Annotated in this window: 16 protein-coding genes; 4 read left to right on the top strand and 12 right to left on the bottom strand. The window is 41.1% G+C overall.

Going from position 1 to position 17,262, the window contains the following annotated elements:
* Window positions 1-4: 4 nt before the first annotated feature.
* A complete protein-coding gene (locus H9647_RS25650; RefSeq protein WP_225229005.1) occupies window positions 5-559 on the top strand; it encodes an SEC-C metal-binding domain-containing protein in 555 nt (184 codons plus the stop codon).
* A 68-nt stretch (window positions 560-627) separates the two neighbouring features.
* On the opposite strand, the gene H9647_RS02500 is transcribed toward H9647_RS25650, so the two are convergent.
* From H9647_RS02500 to H9647_RS02485, 4 genes are all read right to left on the bottom strand, one after another.
* Entirely contained in the window at window positions 628-1,323 is a 696-nt protein-coding gene (locus H9647_RS02500) for a hypothetical protein (RefSeq protein WP_191797882.1), read from the bottom strand.
* Between the two features lie 257 nt (window positions 1,324-1,580).
* Window positions 1,581-2,591: a LacI family DNA-binding transcriptional regulator gene (locus tag H9647_RS02495; protein WP_191797880.1), complete on the bottom strand. Its 1,011-nt coding sequence runs from the start codon at window positions 2,589-2,591 to the stop codon at window positions 1,581-1,583.
* 135 nt (window positions 2,592-2,726) lie between these two features.
* Window positions 2,727-3,737, bottom strand: a complete 1,011-nt coding sequence (locus H9647_RS02490) for a globin-coupled sensor protein (RefSeq protein WP_191798623.1) — start codon at window positions 3,735-3,737, stop codon at window positions 2,727-2,729.
* A 263-nt stretch (window positions 3,738-4,000) separates the two neighbouring features.
* Window positions 4,001-5,896 (bottom strand): PrkA family serine protein kinase, encoded by a 1,896-nt coding sequence (locus H9647_RS02485; RefSeq protein ID WP_191797878.1) that lies wholly within the window; start codon window positions 5,894-5,896, stop codon window positions 4,001-4,003.
* A 385-nt stretch (window positions 5,897-6,281) separates the two neighbouring features.
* On the opposite strand from H9647_RS02485, the gene H9647_RS02480 reads away from it, so the two are divergent.
* Complete coding sequence (locus H9647_RS02480; RefSeq protein ID WP_191797876.1) at window positions 6,282-7,043, top strand: DUF2161 domain-containing phosphodiesterase; 762 nt, start codon at window positions 6,282-6,284, stop codon at window positions 7,041-7,043.
* An 84-nt stretch (window positions 7,044-7,127) separates the two neighbouring features.
* Here H9647_RS02480 and H9647_RS02475 read toward each other — a convergent pair whose 3' ends face one another.
* From H9647_RS02475 to H9647_RS02465, 3 genes are all read right to left on the bottom strand, one after another.
* Window positions 7,128-7,754, bottom strand: coding sequence for an FMN-dependent NADH-azoreductase (locus H9647_RS02475; RefSeq protein WP_191797875.1), 627 nt, complete (start codon window positions 7,752-7,754; stop codon window positions 7,128-7,130).
* Between the two features lie 229 nt (window positions 7,755-7,983).
* Window positions 7,984-9,210, bottom strand: a complete 1,227-nt coding sequence (locus H9647_RS02470) for an aminotransferase-like domain-containing protein (protein WP_191797873.1) — start codon at window positions 9,208-9,210, stop codon at window positions 7,984-7,986.
* A gap of 112 nt (window positions 9,211-9,322) precedes the next feature.
* On the bottom strand, window positions 9,323-9,976 hold the full coding sequence (locus tag H9647_RS02465) for a response regulator transcription factor (RefSeq protein WP_191797871.1): 654 nt from the start codon (window positions 9,974-9,976) through the stop codon (window positions 9,323-9,325).
* A 343-nt stretch (window positions 9,977-10,319) separates the two neighbouring features.
* Here H9647_RS02465 and H9647_RS02460 point away from each other — a divergent pair, with 343 nt between their 5' ends.
* Entirely contained in the window at window positions 10,320-10,730 is a 411-nt protein-coding gene (locus H9647_RS02460) for a hypothetical protein (protein ID WP_191797869.1), read from the top strand.
* Complete coding sequence (locus H9647_RS02455) at window positions 10,727-11,797, top strand: phosphodiester glycosidase family protein (protein WP_191797867.1); 1,071 nt, start codon at window positions 10,727-10,729, stop codon at window positions 11,795-11,797. Before H9647_RS02460 ends, H9647_RS02455 begins: the two co-directional genes overlap by 4 nt.
* Window positions 11,798-12,101: 304 nt before the next feature.
* Here the strand turns inward: H9647_RS02455 and H9647_RS02450 are convergent, their stop codons facing one another.
* The 5 genes from H9647_RS02450 to aroF all read right to left on the bottom strand — a co-directional run bounded on the left by H9647_RS02450 (window position 12,102) and on the right by aroF (window position 17,101).
* Window positions 12,102-12,356 carry an AbrB/MazE/SpoVT family DNA-binding domain-containing protein gene (locus H9647_RS02450; protein WP_191797864.1) on the bottom strand — a complete coding sequence of 85 codons (255 nt, stop codon included), beginning with the start codon at window positions 12,354-12,356 and terminating at the stop codon, window positions 12,102-12,104.
* A gap of 157 nt (window positions 12,357-12,513) precedes the next feature.
* Window positions 12,514-12,978, bottom strand: a complete 465-nt coding sequence (gene trmL / locus H9647_RS02445) for a tRNA (uridine(34)/cytosine(34)/5-carboxymethylaminomethyluridine(34)-2'-O)-methyltransferase TrmL (protein ID WP_191797862.1) — start codon at window positions 12,976-12,978, stop codon at window positions 12,514-12,516.
* Between the two features lie 114 nt (window positions 12,979-13,092).
* On the bottom strand, window positions 13,093-14,181 hold the full coding sequence (serC, locus tag H9647_RS02440) for a 3-phosphoserine/phosphohydroxythreonine transaminase (protein WP_191797860.1): 1,089 nt from the start codon (window positions 14,179-14,181) through the stop codon (window positions 13,093-13,095).
* Between the two features lie 198 nt (window positions 14,182-14,379).
* Window positions 14,380-15,804, bottom strand: a complete 1,425-nt coding sequence (glnA, locus tag H9647_RS02435) for a type I glutamate--ammonia ligase (protein ID WP_191797858.1) — start codon at window positions 15,802-15,804, stop codon at window positions 14,380-14,382.
* Window positions 15,805-16,051: 247 nt separating this feature from the next.
* The gene (aroF, locus tag H9647_RS02430) at window positions 16,052-17,101 is read right to left on the bottom strand and encodes a 3-deoxy-7-phosphoheptulonate synthase (protein WP_191797856.1); all 1,050 of its coding nucleotides are present in this window, start codon (window positions 17,099-17,101) and stop codon (window positions 16,052-16,054) included.
* Window positions 17,102-17,262 lie beyond the last annotated feature (161 nt).

Raw genomic sequence — 17,262 nt, 5'->3', positions numbered from 1 at the left:
CAAATTGTCCAACATCGGTAGAAACGAACCGTGCCACTGCGGCAGTGGAAAAAAATATAAGAAATGTTGCCTCGAGAAAGACAGAGAACAACAACGTAATGTACGAGTAGCGACTTCTGTTGAAGTGATTACAGGTTCCAGACGAGCTGTTTCCACATCAGCTCCAGCACCAACAGCACAATCCGTTGAAGCTTCAACTGCCTCAACTACAGACAAAGCACTCGACCTAGCTGAATTCACTTGGGAAAGCGATACGCACCGCGAGTTAGCAGCTTCCGTTATTCCTGAACTTGCAAAAGAATACTCGTTGTCTTATGAACAACAATCGCAACTGGTACAGCTATGGAGCGACTACAGTCAAAGCGAAGCCCCTCGCTATCGTAAGCCAGGCGGTTACGCAGGAGCTCTAGAATACTTGACTGCAACAAAGCTTGGTAAAACGGTGAGTCATTCAGAACTGGCTGCAAAACATGATGTTTCGGCCAGCACGCTCTCCAAATGTGTAAATCAACTTTCCGAGTTCTCTGATAAAGAGTCTTTTGCACTGCAAACCGTTTAATTTTATATTTGTAATCTTTTAGACATATGGGCAGATTCCCGAAGGAGATCATCTTCTTCGGGCTTTTTTTATTCGAAAGCAGTATATGAAATGGAGTCTATCATCAACATTTCTTTTTCAGTGTTATATACGTAAGTCATAGCTAGCTCTCCAATATATTCTAATGGGGATATCGCTACCCCAATCAAAGCGGTAAGCTGCTCATTCTCGTTCATCTGGTAGTCAATGTGATTTAGCAGAAGCTCTTCCTGATTGGTTACCTCCGTACTCGAAACAGCCCATTTTTTTGCAGCATTTGCTGCATCCTCTATCAGCTCTTCCCGCAGCGTTTTTCCATCTACGACATGAATATCCTCCAAATATACGCCTGTTCCGTATCCTGCTGGCAATGTAATGATGGCATCTTTTGTCCCATCACCCGTTACATCACCTGATAATAATTCAGCCGGCGCAGCAGGCGATGCAATGCTTTTCCATTTAAATTCAGCGGTTTTGCCTTCCCAATGGAGTTTAAACCCTTCATAAAACCCTGCTGATTCTTGTACTGTATACAAACGATTTTCCGTATTCGTCACTTCTGCGATGGCTTGTAGTGCAGCTTCCTTCTGCTGATCCACTTGCTCCGATTCTTGCTTGTCATCTATATTTTCTTCCAATAATTCTCTATTTAAATGGGATGATCCCTTGAATTCTGCATAAACAACAACACTGCCGATCAGCATAATCGCAGTCAGCAACATAAGTGATTTTAATAATTTATTCAATGAATTGTACTCCTTTATATTCATAGCCATAAGTAATTGATTGTTAAACATTCATCTTATCTTCACTTTACCTTTACCATTATATAGTGCGAATACCCGTCATGATAGACATTCAGGAAAATTTGATCAAATTTCTTAAAAATAAGTGTTTCAGGTGGAATTAAACCTCCCCTAACGGAAAAAGCATCTCTAGAATAAGCAGCCATTTCCGACCATTCTGGTCAAAAGGCTACCTTCTGGAGATGCTTTAAAAAACATTATATCGAAACACTTGGGCTTGCTGTCGTCTGTCTGACAATTAATTCGGACGGCTCCGTAATGACAGGAGGTGAAAAATCCGGATTCTCAATTAAGGCAATTAGGCACTCAATAGATTTGATTCCAATAGAAAAAATATTTTGGTTAATTGTCGTTAAATTTGGTTTAAACACTTGGGCATGATAGGTGTTATCAAAACCAACGACTGAAACATCCTCTGGGACACGAAGTCCATGTCTTTCTATTTCATAAATCGCGCCAAAAGCAGCCAGGTCTGATGTACAGACAACACCTGTAGGAGGTTCTTTCAACTGAAGCAGGCGTCGCATCGCTGCGGCCCCTTCGTCAAATGAATAATCGCAAACTTCAAGATACGATGTCAAATAAGGCAAATTACAGTTTTTCAGTCCTTGTCTGTAACCTTCAAGCCGCATGTTCGCAATGGACGGTCCAAGGGTGCCTGAAATGTAAGCAATCTTATGATGACCCAGTTCGTATAAATGTTTTACACTCATCTGGATCGCATTCTGATTATCCGTTGTAATGTAACCCGCACGTTTACCTACAATATCCGTATCCACAAACATGGTAGGTATGTCCGAGTGTATCAATTCATCTATACTCGGGTTCTCACGCTCTACACCAAACACGACGACTCCTTCCACGTTCCGGCTGCGACAGTGTTTGATGAAAGAATAATTGGGATCGTCAAAACGGGTTGATAGCCGAACCAAATCATATCCGCTGTTTTCAAGTGCTGTTTTGATTCCTTCCAGCAGTTCCGCTACAAATGGATTGGTAAACGGGACGGTCAGGAGAACGCCCACGGTCCAGGATCTTTTTTTTACAAGTCCCCGGGCAACAACATTAGGTTGATAGTGTAACTGTTCAATTACCATATTCACTTTTTTACGAGTTTTGTCACTTACATCTGGATAATCATTCAGCACCTTAGAAACGGTAGCAACTGAGACCCCAGCTTCCTTAGCCACATCATGTATTGATGCCATTTGATCACCTCTATATCAATCATAGTCTATCCGTTACATTATAAGCTGGGTAGTATATAGGCCCACATAATCACCATTATAACGGAAAACTAGTAAACCTCATAGATCAAATGAATGCGCTTTCCATTATTCTTCCTACACATGTTTTTTCTGCAACTCTTTCAAGTCTTTAGAGACACCTTCCATCATAGAAACAAAAGCCATTAATTCTTCAGAACTGTGAACTTGTCTTTCCGTATTACCGGTTGTATTATCTGATTCTTTACTCACTTGTGCCAGCTTTGTCATAATACTATCGACTACACCTTGGATTTGGTCCATTGCTTTCTTAGACCCGGTTGCAAGTTTACGGATTTCGCCCGCCACAATTTCAAAACCTCTTCCGCTCTCTCCAGCATGAGCTGCTTCTATCGCCGCATTCAGTCCAAGAAGATGACTTTGGTCTGATATATCTCGAATGAGCGTGCCCATCTTCTGTATATGCTGCACTTCCTGATTCAGTTCATTAATTAATCCATGAGCCAAATCTTGCGATGCCGCTGTCTCTCCAGCCGTCTTGGAAATTATTTGTGTGTTTCTATGTAGTTCATCGATCATTCCTGTAAGCTTTTGGGAGACCTCTGTAATTGCTTTTAACATGAGTTCCTGTTCTTGTACAATCTCATTAATCTTATCTTTTTCTTTTGTTTCATAGGCCTCTAATACAAGCTGAGAATCTAAATTAAACATCTTGGTTAGCGCATGAATCACAGGATACCAATGATCTGGAAGAGCTGCCTGCATGTGCTGGGTGGCTAAATCTAGATAAAGCATATATGTTCCTAGGTAAAAATCAGTATTTAATCCTATGCGGGAATGCACTAAACCTATTTTAATTCTGTTCTCTATAAAAGATTCATTAATGACCCCGTCTGCTAAAGATAAAAAATACCAGCGTTGTGTTTCTTTGAGTCGATCTATAGTAGAGTGTTTCTCAATTATGGTTCTAAGACTTTCAATCTGACCGATTCGTTCATATAAACGATCAACAACTTGTTCAACAATTTGTTCAAAAATAGGGCGATGACTTTTGAGGAGCTCTAGCTCCGTATTTGTTAGACCTATAAAATCAAGCTGTAATTTTCTTTCTTGTGAAACATCGATCATCACCAGCTGATCCCTCTTTCTTCACTGAATTTTAGTGCGGATTTCTCTTCGTACTTGATCATTATAGAACGAACTCACTAGATAAACATAGATCTAAGGTCCTATTTCATGAAATATTTTCCTTATTTTCATAATAAAAGCGTTAACCCGGCGGATGTCAAGTGCCTAAAGTTAACGCTGATATTCATCTAAATCAAAGTGGATGGATGGGAAAAACATGTACTACAGTCGAGCAACGTTTACAGTTACTTTAGTATTAAGAATTAACGATTTAACAAGCTGCCGACATAACGCAAAAGTTCATTCGCGCATACAGGGCAGTATCCGTGCCCATCAATAAGTCTAGAGCTGACTTCGTTAATCCGCTTTAATTGAATCGCATCTGGTGTCTTCGTCGATGTCGTAATCTTCACGATATCCTTAAGATCTGCAAACAATTTCTTCTCGATGGCCTCTCTTAAGCGATCATGACTGTTATAATCAAACTTCTTCTCTTTACGCGAGTATGCTGAGATCCGAATTAGTATTTCTTCGCGGAATGCTTTTTTTGCATTCTCAGATACCCCAATTTGTTCTTCTATAGAGCGCATAAGGCGCTCATCTGGATCCACCGTTTCATCCGTCAAAGGATCACGAATTTTCGACCAATTGCAGAATGCTTCTATGTTATCAAGATAATTTTCAAACAAAGTCTTCGCGGACTCTTCAAAAGAATAGACAAATGCTTTTTGCACTTCTTTTTTCGCCAGTTCATCATATTCTTTACGGGCAACTGAGATGAAGTTGAGGTACTTCTCACGCTCTTCCTTCGTAATAGAAGCATGTTGATCCAGACCATCCTTAATGGCTCTGAGGATATCAAGCGCATTAATGCACTCTAGATTCTGTTTAATAAGTGCACTGGAGATTCGGTTAATGACATAACGAGGATCAATTCCTGTCATTCCTTCTTCAAGGTACTCGTTTTGCATTTCCTTTAAATCTGCTTCTTTATATCCTTCCACTTCTTGACCATCGTACATCCGCATTTTTTTAACAAGATCCATTCCTTGTTTTTTTGATTCTTTTAAACGAGTAAGTATGGAGAAAATGGCAGCTGTCTTAAGGGCATGCGGGGCAATATGCACATGGCGCATGTCACTTTGCTCAATCAGCTTTTTATAAATTTTTTCCTCTTCCGAAACTTTTAAGTTATACGGAACCGGCATAACAATCATCCGGGATTGTAATGCTTCATTCTTTTTATTCGATATAAAAGATTTGTACTCTGATTCGTTGGTGTGAGCAACGATAAGCTCATCTGCACTTATGAGTGCAAAACGTCCCGCCTTAAAGTTCCCCTCTTGGGTAAGTGATAGCAAGTTCCACAAAAACTTTTCATCACATTTCAGCATTTCCTGAAACTCCATTAGTCCGCGATTCGCTTTGTTCAGTTCTCCATCAAACCGATAGGCCCGCGGATCTGATTCAGAACCATATTCTGTAATGGTCGAAAAATCAATGCTGCCGGTGAGATCAGCAATATCCTGCGACTTCGGATCTGAAGGGCTGAAGGTTCCAATTCCAACACGGCTATCCTCTGATATAAAGACGCGTTCTACTCGGACTTCTTCAATATCTCCATCGTATTCCGTACGAAGGCGCATCTGGCAAGAAGGGCATAGGTTCCCTTCGATTCGTACTCCAAGCTCCTTCTCTACTTCGGGCCTTAGTTCAAGGGGAATCAAATGCAGCGGATCTTCATGCATAGGGCAGCCCTCTATTGCGTAAACCGCTCCTTTATCTGTCCGTGAGAATTGCTCCAATCCGCGTTTTAACAACGTGACGAGCGTGGACTTCCCGCCGCTGACCGGACCCATTAAGAGCAAAATCCGTTTTCGGACATCCAGTCTTCTCGCAGCGGAGTGAAAATACTCCTCAACTAATCTTTCTACACTGCGGTCTAGTCCAAAAATTTGTTGTTCAAAAAACTTATAGCGTTTATGACCATTTTTTTCTTCCACACCATACGATTTGATCATTTCATACACTCTGGCATGAGCAGTCATTGCAGGCGTAGGATCCTTTTGCAAAATCTGAATATAGTCTTTAAATGTCCCCGTCCATGACAATCGATCGGTTTCCGCTCGAAATTCAGCTACGCGTTCAAAAATATTCATGCTCTTTCGTACCTCCCATGGCTCCATAGTGATTCAGCATCCACTCCGAATAGGTCCATTCCATGAACTGCTAACCCATCTTTTTCCTAACTGTCTAAGCTCCTCTGCCTCAGTCCTCGATCACTTTATGAGAGAAGTCCGACACTTTGATCTAAAAAAAGTGTATTACATACCTATGCGTTAATTCGGATAAGTTGCCTCTTTTTTTGTGACAGGTCTCTCTTTTTGAGACGAAAAATGAGATAAACCGGTAAAGAAAAATGTTTTGGAATCCTAGCGCAAGGTATGTTAGGGTGAAAAAAGAAGAGCAATGTTATACTTGTACGTATATGAGAAAACAAGCGCTATTAGAAGCGGTAAATTCATAAAGGAGTTTGATAAAGGGATGGCTGTGGGGTACGAAACCGAATTATATGAACCCGTTAAATCCTTTTTTGAAAAGCAAGGGTATCATATTAAATCCGAGATCCGGTATTGTGATCTTGTTGGAGTCAAAGAAGGATCGGCTGATCCGCTGATTGTGGAGATTAAAAAAACCTTCAATTTATCCCTGCTCCTTCAGGGGATGCAGCGATTAAAAATAAGTAGCAATGTCTACCTCGCTGTTGAACGCAACCGTGCTAAGCGCGGAGCTGTGAACCAGCGATTTAGTGAAATTACAGAGCTTTGTCAAAAGCTTGGACTTGGACTGATTACCGTAACTATTTATAAGACAAAACCTGCACTTGTAGATATCTTATGTCAACCACAATGGCAACTAAAATCAAAAAAATCCATACGCAAACAAAAACTGCTCAGTGAGTTTGAGGGTCGCAGCGGCGATTATAACCTTGGCGGCAGTCACAAAACAAAATTGGTCACTGCTTACCGCGAAAGAGCTCTAAAAGTAGCCTCCGCCCTGGAGCGTCTGCCCTTTGCTTCTCCCGCACAACTCGCAAGAGCTACAGGGATCAGTACAGCTGCTTCCATTCTTCAAAACAACTATTATGGATGGTTTGAGCGTATTAAGCGAGGCAGCTATAGATTAACACCCGCTGGCAAGGAAGCTTTATCAACCTATGAGAATGTCTTACAACAAAGCATGCTAGCTCCAAATGACTTTCTTATTGCTGAAAAATTGCTTGCTGATGATGAATTCAAAAAATAACATAGACTTGTCTTATAAAAGAAAAGGCTGAATTTCTTCCTCATTTGAGGTAGAAATCCAGCCTTTTTTACTCATCATTACTTATTAGAAACGTGCAGCTGCTTCCGCAACATTTTTCAAACCGTCTTGAACGATTTGTGCAGCACGATCAGGGAACGCATTATGTCCTTCAATAATGTAAACTTCAGGATTTTGAATACCCCAGAATCCGAAAGCGGAAGATACATATTTCACAGCAAGTTCACTTGCTGCTGCAGGACCTTCAGAATAAACGCCACCACGTGCGTTCAGAAGCGCCACTTTTTTGTCACCTGCAAGACCTACTGGACCTTCAGCTGTGTATTTAAATGTTACGCCAGCTTGGCTCAGGTAAGATATGTAGTTTACAAGCGGTGCAGGTACAGTGAAGTTCCAAAGCGGGAATGCAACAACCACTTTATCTGCTTCAAAGAATTGTTTTTGGTAGAAAGCAGCCAGGTCTGCAGCTTCTTGCTCTGCAGGAGTTGTTTCAATACCTTTCGCTACTTTGAATGTTCCTGTTGCAGCATCGTTACCGTAAGCTGGCAGGTTAGCAGCATACAGATCTAGCTCCACGATTTCGTCTGTTGGGTTTGCTTCTTTATATGCATTGTAGAATGCATCGTACATTTGAACACTTACTGCTTGATCCGCTGGGCGGTCGTTTGCTTTGATAAATAGAACTTTAGACATATTGTTTGTTCCCCCATATGATAAGAATAGTTACTGTAACAAATTAAAATATAATGGTCGACATAAATAAGTTTAGAATATTTGCTACAGCCTTAAAGTCACAACAACTAAAAAAGTTAATGCAACTGACTAATACATATTCTATATAAAAATGTTAGTGAGTGCAACCACTTATTTCGTTTTGGAATGATATACCTAAAAAAAGAACACCCCTTCCAATAGGGTGTCCTTATCTCCTAGCGGTAAACTCCTGTATCGCTTCACTGATTAAATTCATCCCTAACAGCAACTCTTCTCTACCCGGCCTGCTGAAGTTGATTCGGATATACTCATCCGCCTGTCTCCCAGGCGAGCATCTGCTTCCTGGCAAGAAAGCGACGCCAAGTCGCATGGATGCCCTTAGTAAAGCTTCACTATGCAGCCCTTGTGGAAGCTGAATCCACAAATACATACCTCCCGATGGCGGATGATACTTCACTTCCTTAAACCCCGGTCTCTTTAATAATTCGAGGACCAGCTTGAGTCTAACCTCATACTCTCTGTTCAAGAGCGCCAAATGTTCTTTCCACCGGAAAGAAGATTCATGTAATAAGAAATACAATATTTGTTGATTCATTGAACTCGATTGCCAATCTGCCATTTGTTTTAAAGTAGACATTCCTCTAATTAACCTCTGGTCGCCAACAGCCCACCCTGTTCGCATCGCAGGTGCAATAGTCTTGCTAAACGAACCTATATAAAGCACTTGATTCCCGCCATCCATGGCGTCGAGCGCGTACAAAGTTGGATAAGAGACTGAAAACCGGGAAGCTGCCTCCTCTGATCCAAAATGCAGTTCGCCGTAGGAATCATCTTCGATAATAAGAACTCCATACTTACGGCATAATTCCAGCACAGCTTTACGCCGTTCCAAACTCCATAGTATTCCGGTTGGGTTTGAGAAACTAGGTGCAGCAAAAAGCAGTTTCGGTTTCACACTTTGAAACTGCTCTTCTAGCCGATCTGGCAACAAACCTTCCAGATCATTCTCTACAGCTATAATATTAGCACCTTGCATCTCCAGCACCTGAAGGCATCCTGGAGAAGTCGGATTTTCTACCACGACAGAATCGCCTATATCCACAAGCAACCTTGTAATAAGATCTATAGCCTGCTGGCTTCCTGCCGTCAGTAAAATCCGGTCTGCTGACGTAAGCATCCCTCTTCTCCGCTTCCAGTCCTCGCTGATCCAGCTGCGAAGAGGACCATAGCCCTGCGGCTCTCCATATTGCAAAACGGAAGGATCCGAAGACAATACCATACGAGCCGCTTCTCCTAGTCGCTTAATCGGAAAAAACTCCTCTGCCGGCAATTCCTCTGCAAGAGATATAAAAGAATTCTGTCTTTCTTCTTTATTCACCTTATGTAGATGAGAAGACAATAACTTTGAGGCACGGGAAGCAAATGAAAATTCCATGTCAGTCCTCCCTATTTTTTATTCGAACATGACCTTGTTTAACTATAACAAGAACCCAGACGTATAAAAGCTATTCGCTGCCACGAAGCAATATGCCTTCTCTACCGTTCAATTATACATGTTGTTTTTTTGATTTCGTGTATAACGTAAACTGTTCAATAGCTTGTGCTCTGCTCGAAACATCTAGTTTCGTATATATTTTTCGCAAATAATTATCAACCGATCTGCGACTTACATTAATCTCTTTGGCGATCTTATCGTACGTTATCCCTTGGACAATCCTCTCCATAATAAACTTCTCCATATCGGTGAGCTGGATATCCACATCAAGATCAGGCTCTCCTAGCTGACCCCAATCTTCATTCTGCAGCCATGCTAGAGGAATAGAAGCGAGTCCTTCACGTAAACCCGTAATAAGATGAATCAGTTTCAGTGGCGATGATTGCTTGGATATGACTCCGCTCGCGCCGATTCCGATATATTTTCTGAATAGTTTCAAATCATCTTCATCTGTCATTACAATGATGTGCGTGTCTGCTGATAACTGCTTCATCTGTTCAATGAAATGATCAGCTTCTCCATCAGGTAATTTATAATCCATTAGCACTAGATCCGGATGTATTCTATCTACCTCTTCAAGTCCCTCTCTTCCTGTTGAAACCATTGCCTTGACGGACAAATCTTGATGTTCTTCCAAAATTAGCTTTGTACCTAGCATGCTCGTTGGATGAATATCAATTAAGACCACCTGCCATTCCCTTCTCATAAAAACTCCCCCTAGTAAATTAGTTGATATATTGTTTAAAAAGATCGTTAGATCGATGTTATAGCCCGTTTATGAATTATGCGCCATAAGTGCGGCAATCGTTGTTTAGAGGAAGCCTGATACATAAATGGATAAACAGATCATATATTGTCGAAAAATGCATCCCTCTTAAGTCCTTAATTTGGTCTATATATGAAATTGTATCCTAGGACTTCCTTCCGATGCAATCTCTTTTTCTTTATTGGTGCCCAGAAGGCGTTTTTTGCGGAAATGATAGGGCCGTGATAGAATGGGGTCTGGAAAATCATAGAATATAGTCGATTAATGCGAGGAGTGGTGAAAATTGAATGGATCTACAGAGCAGTCACCAGGCCATCCTACTAGGCAAACTGTAAGTAAGAACAAACGCTCTGTTCGCATGTTCCTGATCCTATGGATCATTATTATTGCTATTGGTGTTTTTGCAGCCTATTCGTATAGCAATTATCTGAAACAACAAATGGTAGTAGAAATGAAAACCTATACGAATGAACAGCTCACCGCTGTCAAACAGGAATATCAGCTCCAAATTGAAGATGTTGCTGCCGAAATCGCTGCGATCCAGGAACAAGTTAATACTTTTAATGAACTGCTGACTTTTACAAAAGACAATGCGGGTAATACATCCGATAATAGTAATCAGTTGTACACGGAGCTTAGAGAAGTCAAAAAACAGCTGGACACGCTCCAGAAGAAAATGGATTTACTTAAATGATCACTTCTGTTAGAAGATTGAATCGTTTCCTGATGCTTTCGACCGCACCGTTTGTCGGAGTCATTCTCTGTCTTTTGTTACTTCAGCAGCCTCTTGTTATTGAATTTACAGAGCCGGTGGAACAATATGTTCCCTCAAGTGATATTCGGTCTACAACCGAAGGAATTAAAAGTGACCTGGATACTGCAAAATCGCTCGCCGAAAGTACATCCTCGTCCATTCAAAGAACAACCGAACTTTATAACAGTACAAGCAAAACGATGCAAAGTATTGCGAATATGACGGCAGCTCAAGCCAAAAAACCTGAAGCGGTCTACAATCGGCGGATTCAAGCAAAACTGGGTGTGCCATACGAAGTCGTCGATAGTGACCGTATCCGCATTGAACTTTTTAAAGTGAATCCCGGTACTTATCATGGATTTGCGATGAAAATAAAGCTCAAAGATCCTTCCGCCATGCAAATGGCTCTTGACGATACACTCGGATCTTCTCAAACTACCCTACAAGCTGTTCTTCGCGGTGGCGCTGTGGCGGGAATCAATGCGGGTGGATATGCAGAAAGCGGCGGAAAAAGATATCCGCTCAGCACAACGGTACAAGATGGGAAATACGTATCAGGGTTTCATCCGAGTATAAAAGATCTCGCTTTTGTGGGATTGAATAAAGAGGGTAAACTCATTGGCGGGAAATACTTCAGCAAGTATGCCTTAGATCAGCAAGAGCCTGTATTTGGTGCTACATTCGTCCCTATGCTGATGAAAAATGGTAATAAGACGGTTATCCCTTCCAAATGGAAAAATACACCGCGCCGTGCTCCTCGTACCGTCATTGGCAATTATAAAGACGATCAACTGCTTATTCTCGTCATCGACGGTTATAACGAAAAAGGAAGCTCTGGTGCCACCTTAGAAGAACTCCAGCATAAAATGTATACCCTTGGAGTTCAAGATGCCTATAACCTTGATGGAGGCGGCTCAACCTCTCTTGTTCTGAATGGAAAGGTTGTAAATGATCCGTCCGACGGGAATCTTAGAAAAGTACCTACTCATTTTTTGTTTTATGAATAAATCGATTTAATGATTAGTGAATGCTTTAACAGGGAAAAGATTCCTTTTTTATAGAAAAATAGGTATAATAAGGGCTACGAGATTAACAGGAGGTGGATGACATGTCATTCTCGTTGACTTTCTGGATCATCACCATAGTCCTTGTCCTTTACACAGTAGGAATCTTGACGTCCTCCTATAATGATGACAAGACAAAAGGTCTTTAGAAACAACAAAAAAAGCTCGCCTCTATGAGGTGAGCTTTTTTTTGTTAGAACTAGACGTAAGTTATCTATCACGCCTGCAATCCGTCTCTATTAGACGATTAGGCGTTCTCTTGAAGCCCCGTCATTTCTGTGAGGCAAGAAGCACAAATATAACGATCTTTAAAATCACTTACTTCTTCCATCGATCCACAGAAAATACATTTTGGACGATAGCGCTCAAGGATGATGTGATCACCTTGTACGAGGATCTCCACAGGATCTCCTTCATTCATTTGATATCTCTTACGTAAAGATTTAGGAAGCACAATTCTTCCAAGTTGGTCTACCTTGCGTACTACTCCAGCAGGTTTCATTAACAGTACACACTCCTGTTCAAAATATTTCTAGGTACAATTGTACTATAGTTTATACATTCGCTACGTTTTTGTCGAATCCTGCAATAATTAATAAAATTATTAACTTTATTTTAGCTACCATAATTAGGAAAGCTGGTTACCAGAATGAACTAAATTATTCAATTCCAGGGAAATCCAGTTGTTTTAGCGCCTCATATACGATTATTGCCGCAGAATTGGACAAATTTAGAGATCTGACTGCATCTGACATTGGCATACGCATACAGGTTTCCTGATTCTCGGCGATCAATTCCGGAGGAAGCCCTTTTGTCTCTTTTCCAAAAACTAGGAAGTCTCCATCCTGAAATTGGAAGTCGGAATACCTATTCTTTGCTTTTGTAGTTGCATAAAAAAACCGACTGCCGGCATATTTCTGCTGTACTTCTTCAAAAGAATTATGATATTCAATATTTACGGCATGCCAGTAGTCCAGCCCTGCACGTTTCAACGTACGGTCATCTGTGTTAAAACCAAGCGGGTGGACAAGATGAAGATGGGTTCCTGTTGCAGCACAAGTTCTTGCTATATTGCCGGTGTTCGCCGGAATCTCGGGTTCCACTAATACGATGTGTAATGCCATCTGACTCATTTCTCCTCTTGTATGAACTGTATAAGAATTAAATTATAATATAAAAGAAAGCCTCCCACAAACTTTTGTGGGAGGTAAATGAAAATTTCTTTAATAATTCATGTATTAACCATTTATTTTCTGAAATTGTTTCATAAAATCTGTAAGTGCCTTTACGCTTTCATCGGGAACCGCATTATAAATGGAAGCTCGGAGTCCACCTACACTCCGGTGTCCCTTAATTCCGATAAAACCTTCTTTTTCCGACTGTTTAATAAATTCCTTCTCCAGTACTTCATCAGCCAGACGGAAAGTTACGTTCATTCTAGAACGATCCTCAGCATCTACACAACCCCGGTAAAAACCTTGGCTATCATCGATGACTTGATAGATGGATCCTGCTTTCTTCTCATTCGCTTTCTCGACTTGCGCGAGACCGCCTTGTTCTTCAATCCATTTCAGCACTTCATTTACTAAATACACTCCAAAGGATGGAGGCGTATTATATAGCGAATTGTTTCCTAGGAACGTATCATAACGAAGCATGGATGGAATTGTTTTTGGAGAATCTGTCAGCATTTCTTCTTTTGCAATAACTACGGTAACCCCTGACGGCCCCAAATTTTTCTGTGCTCCAGCATAAATCATATCAAACTTGTTCATATCTAGAGGTCTGCTCAAAATATCACTGGACATATCTACGATAAGCGGTGTATTACTCGTGTCTGGGAAATCTTTGAACTGTGTTCCCTCAATCGTTTCATTAGAAGTCATATGCAGATAAGCCGTGTTCTCTGCAATTTCTATTCCTGACAGATCTGGCAACTTCATAAACTTGCTGTTTTCACCAGAAGCAGCAATATGGGTCTCACCAATGATTTTCGCTTCTGAGATAGCTTTCTTAGCCCAGCTGCCTGTATTAACATAACTACCTGTTAGGCCCGTAGAAAGAAAATTCATAGGGATCATAGCGAACTGAGTGCTCGCTCCACCTTGCAGAAATAATACTTTATAACCTTTAGGATTGCCAAGAAGAGATAACAAACGTTCCTGAGCCTCATTATGTACTGATTCATATACTGCTCCGCGATGAGACATTTCCATAATTGACATGCCAGTACCCTTATAATCTACAAGTTCTGCCTGTGCCCGTTCGAGCACCTCTAATGGTAATGCTGCTGGCCCTGCATTGAAATTGAACGCTCTTTTATTCATTATAAATAACCGCCCTTCTCTCCCTGTTATCTTTATATGACATCTAATGATACGTATGATAATGGCTATGATAGCAATAAATGTTCGTGATATCAAGTGTATTTATACCTCATATCTGTTACATATATTACAATATTATGAAACCCCCGGAAATATCATTCCCGAGGGTTCTTAAAAGACGAATTGGATAAGTGCTACTTAGCAGTCATAATACAGACTATATTCGTGTGGATGGACACGAATTGCAACGGATTTAGCTTCATTGCGTTTGATTTTAATGTAATTGTCGATGAAATCTTTTGTAAATACGCCGCCTTCAGTCAAGAATTCACAATCCGCAGCCAGTGCATCCAGTGCTTCTTCTAAAGAAGTCGGAACACTGCGAATGTTCGCTTTATCGTCTTCAGGCAATTCATAGATATTTTTGTCTACTGGTCCGTAACCAAGCTCTGTAGGATTGATTTTACGTTTGATTCCATCAAGACCTGCCATCAGCATTGCTGCAAATGCAAGATATGGATTCGCTGTAGAGTCCGGAGTACGGAATTCGATACGACATCCTTTAGGTGTTACTGCTGCGACTGGTATACGTACTGCTGCAGAGCGGTTCCCTTTGGAATATACAAGGTTTACTGGAGCTTCATAACCAGGTACAAGACGTTTAAATGAGTTCGTGCTTGGGTTAGTTAATGCAATCAATGCTGGCGCATGGTATAGAATACCACCGATGTAATGGAGTGCCATTTCACTAAGGTTAGCGTATCCGCCTTTTTCATAGAATAGTGGAGTGTCGCCGTCAAAGATAGATTGGTGAACGTGCATTCCGCTACCGTTATCACCAAACAGAGGTTTTGGCATAAACGTTGCCGTTTTACCGTATTGACGGGCTGTGTTATGTACAATGTATTTATATGCGAGGAGATTATCTGCTGTTTTCGTAAGAGTGTCAAAACGGAAATTGATCTCGGCTTGACCTGCTGTAGCTACTTCATGGTGATGACGTTCTACGCGCATGCCTGCTTCTTCAAGCAAACGAGACATTTCACTACGGATGTCTTGTTGTGTATCTACTGGAGCCACAGGAACATATCCACCTTTTACGCGGACTTTAAATCCAAGGTTTCCGCCTTCTTCTTTACGATTGGTATTCCAACCAGCTTCTTCGGAATCAACGAAGAAAGAAGCGCTGTTTGTTCCACTTTCATAACGTACATCATCAAAAATGAAGAATTCAGATTCAGGGGCGAAATTAGCACGAGTACCGATACCTGTTTTTTGCAGATATTCTTCCGCTTTAACAGCAATACTGCGCGGGTCACGTTCATAACGCTCACCATCAGGAGTAAATATGTCACACATAATATTAAGGGTTGGATGTTGAGTAAATGGATCAATAAAAGTGGATTCTGGATCTGGCATCATAACCATGTCAGATTCTTCGATCCCGCGGAAGCCTGGAATGGAAGATCCATCAAATGCTACTCCATTAACGAACGTTTCTGCATCTACTTCGGTAGACGGCAAACTAATGTGATGCGCGCGACCAGATAAATCTACAAAACGAAAATCGACCCACTCAATGTTGCTTTCCTGGATTGTTTTCAATACATTTTCAACAGACATATGTTCTTCCTCCCAATTTTTCCGAACATTAAACACCCATAACCTTGTGAATGTTCATCAATCTAATTTTCAACTGAGGTAAGTATAAATCCCAAATCTTACATCGTCAATAGTTATGTCAGGTATTTTTTATACTAGTGTGAGAATTGCTGACACTAGCAGGAACGATAGGATTATAGACTAATAGCCTATAACCTCGTTCTATAGAACGAGATTATAGGCTATTCATAAAATATCAAACCTTACATCAATTTTGATGAATTAAAGGTGCTCTTTTTGTGCTAAATGTTTTACCAACGATTGGGGCTAGCTTCTCTAGATCTTGAAGGAGCCCAGCGAATTGATCTGGGAACAGGGATTGAACTCCATCACCTGTCATAGAATTGTCGGGATCTGTATGCATCTCAATAATGAGCCCATCTGCTCCTGCAGCCACAGAAGCCTTTGTCATCGGTTCTACAAGCTCTCTGCGCCCTGTACCATGACTTGGGTCAGAAATAACAGGTAAATGGCTAAGGTCTTTCAGAACAGGAATAGCTGTTAAATCCAGGGTATTGCGAGTATACGTCTCAAACGTACGGATTCCTCGCTCACATAACATAACGTTCGGATTTCCTCCTGCAAGAATATATTCCGCGGCATTCAGAAGTTCATCGTAAGTTGCACTAAATCCACGTTTTAGCAGAACCGGTTTACCACATGTACCCAGCTTCCGCAGCAGATCAAAGTTTTGCATGTTCCGAGTGCCCACTTGAAGAATATCAGCATATTCCGCACAAATATCAACGTATTCGGGTGTCATGACTTCCGTAATAGTCAGAAGGTCATGTTTTTTCCCTGCTTCTGCCATCATAATAAGACCTTCTACTCCCACTCCTTGAAAGCTATAAGGTCCTGTGCGAGGTTTAAATGCGCCGCCGCGCAGTACTTGACCACCCGCTGCTTTCACAAGACCCGCGATCTCATCAATCTGTTCTGCCGATTCTACAGCACAAGGTCCGCCCATTACCACAAGCTCGCCACCGCCTATATTCACACCTTTAATAGAAATAACGGTATCTTCAGGATGGAAGTCCCGACTTGCTAGTTTGTAAGATTTCGAAATTTTTACTACGTTCTCTACACCTTTCATTTGTCGTAAGTGTTCAGCTAGTTTAGGTTCGACAGTTCCGATCAGTCCAATAACGGTACGATCATTTCCGCGGGAAAGGTGAACTTGAAGTCCTTCCTTCTCAATCGCTAAAATAATATCTTGAATCTGTTCTTCCGGTGTGGTGTTTCCTGTTATAACGATCATTTATTATTCTCCACCTTTCGAATGTGAAATCATACTCTATGATAGACCTCAGTTGTATTTATACTATTGCACTTAAACGCTTGTTCGCTTTTAAGCTTTTATACGTTAAAGCAACTATACATGTTTTATAACTTCTCGTCAAGCTCTCCTTACTTTATGCG

Source organism: Paenibacillus gallinarum (assembly GCF_014836635.1).
Taxonomy (GTDB): Bacteria; Bacillota; Bacilli; order Paenibacillales; family Paenibacillaceae; genus Paenibacillus; species Paenibacillus gallinarum.
Note: the sequence above shows the minus strand (reverse complement) of the source record. Positions and strands in the feature narration are given on the sequence as shown.

What these genes read in the sequence shown, in the direction of transcription:
- H9647_RS02495 (WP_191797880.1), bottom strand. Translation starts at nt 2,591, where the DNA reads ATGGCATCAATACATGATGTGGCTAAGGAAGCTGGGGTCTCAGTTGCT.
- H9647_RS02490 (WP_191798623.1), bottom strand. Translation starts at nt 3,737, where the DNA reads ATGATCGATGTTTCACAAGAAAGAAAATTACAGCTTGATTTTATAGGT.
- H9647_RS02485 (WP_191797878.1), bottom strand. Translation starts at nt 5,896, where the DNA reads ATGAATATTTTTGAACGCGTAGCTGAATTTCGAGCGGAAACCGATCGA.
- H9647_RS02480 (WP_191797876.1), top strand. Translation starts at nt 6,282, where the DNA reads ATGGCTGTGGGGTACGAAACCGAATTATATGAACCCGTTAAATCCTTT.
- H9647_RS02475 (WP_191797875.1), bottom strand. Translation starts at nt 7,754, where the DNA reads ATGTCTAAAGTTCTATTTATCAAAGCAAACGACCGCCCAGCGGATCAA.
- H9647_RS02470 (WP_191797873.1), bottom strand. Translation starts at nt 9,210, where the DNA reads ATGGAATTTTCATTTGCTTCCCGTGCCTCAAAGTTATTGTCTTCTCAT.
- H9647_RS02465 (WP_191797871.1), bottom strand. Translation starts at nt 9,976, where the DNA reads ATGAGAAGGGAATGGCAGGTGGTCTTAATTGATATTCATCCAACGAGC.
- H9647_RS02455 (WP_191797867.1), top strand. Translation starts at nt 10,727, where the DNA reads ATGATCACTTCTGTTAGAAGATTGAATCGTTTCCTGATGCTTTCGACC.
- H9647_RS02450 (WP_191797864.1), bottom strand. Translation starts at nt 12,356, where the DNA reads ATGAAACCTGCTGGAGTAGTACGCAAGGTAGACCAACTTGGAAGAATT.
- trmL (WP_191797862.1), bottom strand. Translation starts at nt 12,978, where the DNA reads ATGGCATTACACATCGTATTAGTGGAACCCGAGATTCCGGCGAACACC.
- serC (WP_191797860.1), bottom strand. Translation starts at nt 14,181, where the DNA reads ATGAATAAAAGAGCGTTCAATTTCAATGCAGGGCCAGCAGCATTACCA.
- glnA (WP_191797858.1), bottom strand. Translation starts at nt 15,804, where the DNA reads ATGTCTGTTGAAAATGTATTGAAAACAATCCAGGAAAGCAACATTGAG.
- aroF (WP_191797856.1), bottom strand. Translation starts at nt 17,101, where the DNA reads ATGATCGTTATAACAGGAAACACCACACCGGAAGAACAGATTCAAGAT.